This window comes from Nocardia sp. NPDC004722 (genome assembly GCF_053601505.1).
In genome coordinates this window covers 1-4,745 of sequence record NZ_JBSGBY010000624.1, presented here as the reverse complement: position 1 = coordinate 4,745, position 4,745 = coordinate 1, and the positions used below count along the sequence as shown (strand labels likewise).

Here is a 4,745-nt window from a genome sequence, read left to right as displayed (position 1 = left end):
GCAGCGCGGCCGCGCCGGGCAGCCGGGGGCGGAGACCGGCGGAGGCGGGCCAGTGGTCCGTCGACCGCATGTCCTTCCGATCCCTTTCATCCGGCACTGGTTATATCCAGCAGAACAGATCCAAGCGGGCTTCTCCAAAGGGACCCCTCCCGGATGAGACATAGCCCGCACCCGCGCGCCGCTGTGACACGCCCGGAATCCCCGGACACGAGCAACCGCTCACCACGCTGGTGATCCCGTCGCGAACCGGGCGTACCCGGCCATTAAGCTGGACGTCATGGCAGCAGGCAAGGGCGGTAATCCGTCGAAGGAAGCGAAGGCCGCGGCGAAGGCGGCGCGCAAGCAGGCGTCGAAGGAGCGTCGCCAACAGCTTTGGCAGGCGTTCCAGATGCAGCGCAAGGAGGACAAACTCCTGCTGCCGCTGATGATCGGCGCCTTCGTCGGCGTGACCGTGGTGTTCCTGGTGATCGGGTTCATCTTCGGCATGCAGTGGTTCCTGCTGCCGATCGGCCTGCTGCTCGGTGCGCTCGCCGCCTTCATCATCTTCGGCCGCCGCGTCCAGAAGAACGTGTACGCCAAGGCCGAGGGCCAGGCCGGTGCGGCCGCTTGGGTTTTGGACAACCTACAGGGCAAGTGGCGTGTCACCCCCGGTGTCGCCGCCACCACCCAGCTCGACGCGGTGCATCGTGTGGTCGGCCTGCCCGGTGTCATCCTGGTCGCCGAGGGCTCCCCGCAGCGAGTGAAGTCGCTGCTGGCACAGGAGAAGAAGAAGGTCTCCCGCCTCGTCGGCGACACCCCGATCTACGACGTCGTCATCGGCAACGACAAGGACCAGGTCGCCATCAAGGACCTCCAGCGCTACCTGACCAAGCTCCCCCGCAATATCGACACCAAGCGCATGGACCTCATCGAAGGCCGCCTCTCGGCCCTCGCCACCCGCGGCGGCCCCGCCCTCCCGAAGGGCCCCCTCCCCAACGGCGCGAAAATGCGCGGCGTCCAACGCAGCATCCGCCGCCGCTGACCCACCCCACTCCCTCCGAAGCCCGCGTCCCCGACGCGGGCTTCGCCATTTCAGCCCGATTCGTCGAGTGGCACATCGTGGAGGGGATTTGTCCCTTGGGTTCAAGGTGTCGATGCAACAGGGTTGTCTGGGTTCGACAGTAGTTGGTCGAGGACTTCGGCTGGTGTGCGGAAGCCGTGGCGTTTGCGGGGGCGGGCGTTGAGTTGGGCGGCGACGTAGTCGAGGTAGTCGGCGGGGAATATCGACAGGTCGATGCCCTTGGGAAAGTATTGGCGCAGTAGCCCGTTGGTGTTTTCGTTGCTGCCGCGCTGCCAGGGTGAATGCGGGTCGCAGAAGTAGATGTCGAGGTCGGTGGCCAGGGCGATGCGGGCGTGGGCGGCCATTTCCTTGCCCTGGTCCCAGGTCAGGGAGCGGCGAAGTTGTGCGGGCAGGGTCATCATTTTCGCGATCATGGCCTCGGCGACGGTGTCGGCGCCGCGATCGTCGGGCAGGTGCAGCAGCAGCACGAACCCGGTGGCGCGTTCGACGAGTGTGCCGATCTGGGACGCCTGGTCCTTACCGATGATCAGGTCGCCTTCCCAGTGTCCGGGCACCGCCCGGTCTTCGACCTCGGCAGGCCGCTCACTGATCATCACCATGCCCGCGAGTTGTCCTCGCGGGCAGCGTGTTTCGCTGTTGCGGCGGGGTCGACGCAGGGCGCGTCCGGTCCGCAGGGCCTGGTGCAGTTCACGACGCAACTCACCACGGCCCTGGACGTAGAGGGCCTTGTAGATGGTCTCGTGGCTCACCTGCATCTCCGGTCGGTCGGGGTAGGTCGCGGCCAGCCATCCTGCGATCTGTTCGGGGCTGTGCTTGTCGGTCAACCGATCCTGCACCATCCGCCGCAGTGCGGGGACGGCGGCCAACTTCCCGTCACGGGGCCGGCGAGCGCGGTGCTCGCTGCGCTGCTGGGCCAGGCTGGGCCGGTAGGTCACCTTCGTTTCCCATCCGCCACGATCCGCGCCGAACCGGTGTCGACGCCGATAGCGACCGCGTTGCCCACGCACGCCCCCGTTCTTGGCGATCTCCCGCATCACCGTCGAGGGTGCCCGACCCAGTTGACGGGCAATGGAATTGATCGATTCCCCGACCGCCACCCCGGCGGCGATCTCCTCGCGCTCGGCGAAACTCAACCGCGGCCGCCGCCGTGGTCCCGGCTCGACCCGTGCGCCCGGCCGCACCCCACCAGCGGCGACGAACCATCGCCGCGCCGTGGACCCCGATACCCCACACTCGACCGCGGCCCGCTGCACCGTATACCCTCACCGACATGCTCCCAGAAACGTTCCACGACCGATCTCAACGGCAGACGATTCATCAACACTCCTGATCAGGGATGTTGCATCAACCACTTGAATCCACCTCCGGATCAGCCTCCAGGATGTGCCACTCGACGAATGCGGTGGGGGGTCAGGTGGGGAGGCGGAGGGTGGTGTGGGCGGTGAAGGTCAGGTAGGTGGCGGTGGGGGTGGTGGTCAATTGGAGCATGACGGACGAGCAGTGGCAGCAGCGGATTACCGTGCCGGGGCAGTTCAGGTAGACGAGGGCGCGGGCCAGGGGTTCGGTGGAACCGCAGCTGGGGCAGCGGCATTCGTGCAGGGTCGGGTCGCCGGGGAGGAATTGCGAGAGGGGGCCCGCGAGGGCGTTGCCGTCGAGGTAGTTGTCGTCGGGCGTTGCGGCCGCGTAGGTGTAGGGGGTCGGCATGGCTACCCTCCGGTGGGGCCGAAGCGTTCGGTGCGGATCATGGCGGGGGCGTGACCGGCGGAAACCAAAGCGTCGGCGGCGAATTCGACGAACGCGGTGGGGCCGCAGACGTAGCAGGTCACCGTGGGGGACGGCGGCAGGGCGAGGCGGTTGATCTCGGTGGCGGTGAGGCGGCCCGGCGGGCGGGGATCACCGGTCGGCGCGGTGCGGGTGTAGGCCAGGAATACCTCGATGTCCTCGTCGGGGTCGCCGAGACCGGTGCTGCCCCGGCCCGATTCGGCTTCGCCGCGATAGCAGACCTCGCCGATCGGGTCCTCGGGTGGGGAGAGCATGGCGCGGCGGAGTTCGGCGAGTTCATCGGCGTAGAGCACATCGTCGGGAGTTCGCACCGAGTAGAGCAGCCGGAACGGGCTGGCGGCGGGCGATTTCCGGCGGGCACGCAGCATGGCGGCGAGGGGGACGATGCCGGAGCCGCCCGCGATGAGGACGGCCGGACCGCCGGTCTCGGGAGTCCAGACGAACCAGCCGCCGACCGGGCCACGGACTTCGATGAACGCGCCCACGGGAAACACGTCGACCAGGTAGCCGGACACTTCGCCGTCGTGCACTCGCTGCACGGTGATCTCGAGGTGCTCGCCGTCCGCGGGCGCGGCGAGGGAGTAGCTGCGTTCGGCGTGGTAGCCGTCGGGCGCGGTGAGCCGCACGTCGAGATGCTGGCCGGGCCGGTGACCGGGCCAGCCGGGCACGCGCAGCACCAGGGTGCGAGCCGAGGCGGATTCGGCGCGGGTGGCGACGAGTTCGGCGGGCTGCCAGCGCATCAGTCGTCCTGGTAGCGCTGTTCGCGCCAGGGGTCGCCGTAACTGTGGTAGCCGGCGGCCTCCCAGAAGCCCAGCTCGTCCTGGTCGAAGAGGTGGATTGCCTTGACCCACTTGGCCGATTTCCAGAAGTACAGGTGCGGGACCAGCAGGCGGGCGGGGCCGCCGTGCTCGGGGTGCAGGTCCTGGCCGTCGTAGGTGTGCACGATCCAGGCGCGGCCGTCGAGCAGATCTTCCAGCGGCAGGTTGGTGGTGTAGCCGCCGTGGCTGGAGATGAGCGCGTATTCGGCCTGGGTTTCGACGTTTTCGAAGAGGCTGTCGAGGGAGATGCCCTGCCAGTCGGTGTCGAGTTTGGACCAGCGGGTGACGCAGTGGATGTCGACGTGCGGGCGTTGCTGCGGCAGCGACATCAATTGCGGCCAGCTCCAGGCGTATTGGCGGCCGGTCTCGTTGGTGATGGTGAACTGCCAGCGGTCGAGGTTCACGCGCGGGGTCGGGCCCGCTGAGAGCACCGGGAAGTCCTCGACCAGGTATTGGCCTGGCGGTAATCGGTCACTCTGGGGACGGGGGCGTCCCTGGAAACCGGGCGAAAAGCCAGTCATCCGACCACTCCTCCGCTACGACGACCGTGAACGCGCTCCGGGACAGAGTACGCCGGGGCCATCCCCGGAACCGGGCCTTTCAGGCAGCGGTCAGGCGATGTGGCGGGACAGGAAGCGGATCACGTCGGGGGTGACGGTGGACCAGTACTCGTCGGTGTGGCCGCCAGGGGTGATGAGACCGACCTCGGGGCGGGCGGTCGCGATGAAGCGGCGGCAGCCGTCGATGAAGCGGTCGCGATCGCCGCACCACAGGCCGATCGGGGCCGGGCCCAGTTTGTCGAAGTTGCGCAGCGGGTCGAGGGCGGCCCACTGATCGGCGTTGAGGAAGGCGTTGCGCTTGGCCATCTCGGTCCAGGAGGTGAGCAGGCCCGGCGACATGGTGGCGACCGCGTTCACCGGGCGACCCTGCTCGAAGCGGCGGCGCGCGTAGACGAAGGCTCCGAACCCGCCCATCGAGGTGCCGGTGACCGCGGCGGGCAGACCGTCCGGGCCGCCCAGACGACGCTGGGCCAGTCCCGACGACGGCAACAGCCCGTACACGACAACAGCGGGCGACCTGTTGGT

General features: G+C 68.3%; 4 protein-coding genes and 2 pseudogenes. 1 reads left to right on the top strand and 5 read right to left on the bottom strand.

Annotated features, from left to right (window positions below):
* Positions 1 to 277 precede the first annotated feature (277 nt).
* Positions 278 to 1,021 (top strand): DUF4191 domain-containing protein, encoded by a 744-nt coding sequence (locus ACWELQ_RS38325; protein WP_452401910.1) that lies wholly within the window; start codon positions 278 to 280, stop codon positions 1,019 to 1,021.
* Between the two features lie 101 nt (positions 1,022 to 1,122).
* Here ACWELQ_RS38325 and ACWELQ_RS38320 read toward each other — a convergent pair.
* The 5 genes and pseudogenes from ACWELQ_RS38320 to ACWELQ_RS38300 form a co-directional block, all read right to left on the bottom strand.
* Positions 1,123 to 2,378: pseudogene (locus ACWELQ_RS38320) on the bottom strand (IS30 family transposase).
* Between the two features lie 92 nt (positions 2,379 to 2,470).
* A complete protein-coding gene (locus tag ACWELQ_RS38315) occupies positions 2,471 to 2,764 on the bottom strand; it encodes a DUF6510 family protein (protein WP_452401909.1) in 294 nt (97 codons plus the stop codon).
* Positions 2,765 to 2,766: 2 nt separating this feature from the next.
* The gene (locus ACWELQ_RS38310; protein WP_452401908.1) at positions 2,767 to 3,582 is read right to left on the bottom strand and encodes a ferredoxin reductase; all 816 of its coding nucleotides are present in this window, start codon (positions 3,580 to 3,582) and stop codon (positions 2,767 to 2,769) included.
* Positions 3,582 to 4,181 (bottom strand): molybdopterin-dependent oxidoreductase, encoded by a 600-nt coding sequence (locus ACWELQ_RS38305; RefSeq protein WP_452401907.1) that lies wholly within the window; start codon positions 4,179 to 4,181, stop codon positions 3,582 to 3,584. The genes ACWELQ_RS38310 and ACWELQ_RS38305 overlap by 1 nt, the downstream gene beginning before the upstream one ends.
* A gap of 90 nt (positions 4,182 to 4,271) precedes the next feature.
* Positions 4,272 to 4,745 (bottom strand): annotated as a pseudogene (locus ACWELQ_RS38300) (hypothetical protein); the annotation flags it as partial.

What these genes read in the sequence shown, in the direction of transcription:
- ACWELQ_RS38310 (WP_452401908.1), bottom strand. Translation starts at nt 3,582, where the DNA reads ATGCGCTGGCAGCCCGCCGAACTCGTCGCCACCCGCGCCGAATCCGCC.
- ACWELQ_RS38305 (WP_452401907.1), bottom strand. Translation starts at nt 4,181, where the DNA reads ATGACTGGCTTTTCGCCCGGTTTCCAGGGACGCCCCCGTCCCCAGAGT.
- ACWELQ_RS38315 (WP_452401909.1), bottom strand. Translation starts at nt 2,764, where the DNA reads ATGCCGACCCCCTACACCTACGCGGCCGCAACGCCCGACGACAACTAC.
- ACWELQ_RS38325 (WP_452401910.1), top strand. Translation starts at nt 278, where the DNA reads ATGGCAGCAGGCAAGGGCGGTAATCCGTCGAAGGAAGCGAAGGCCGCG.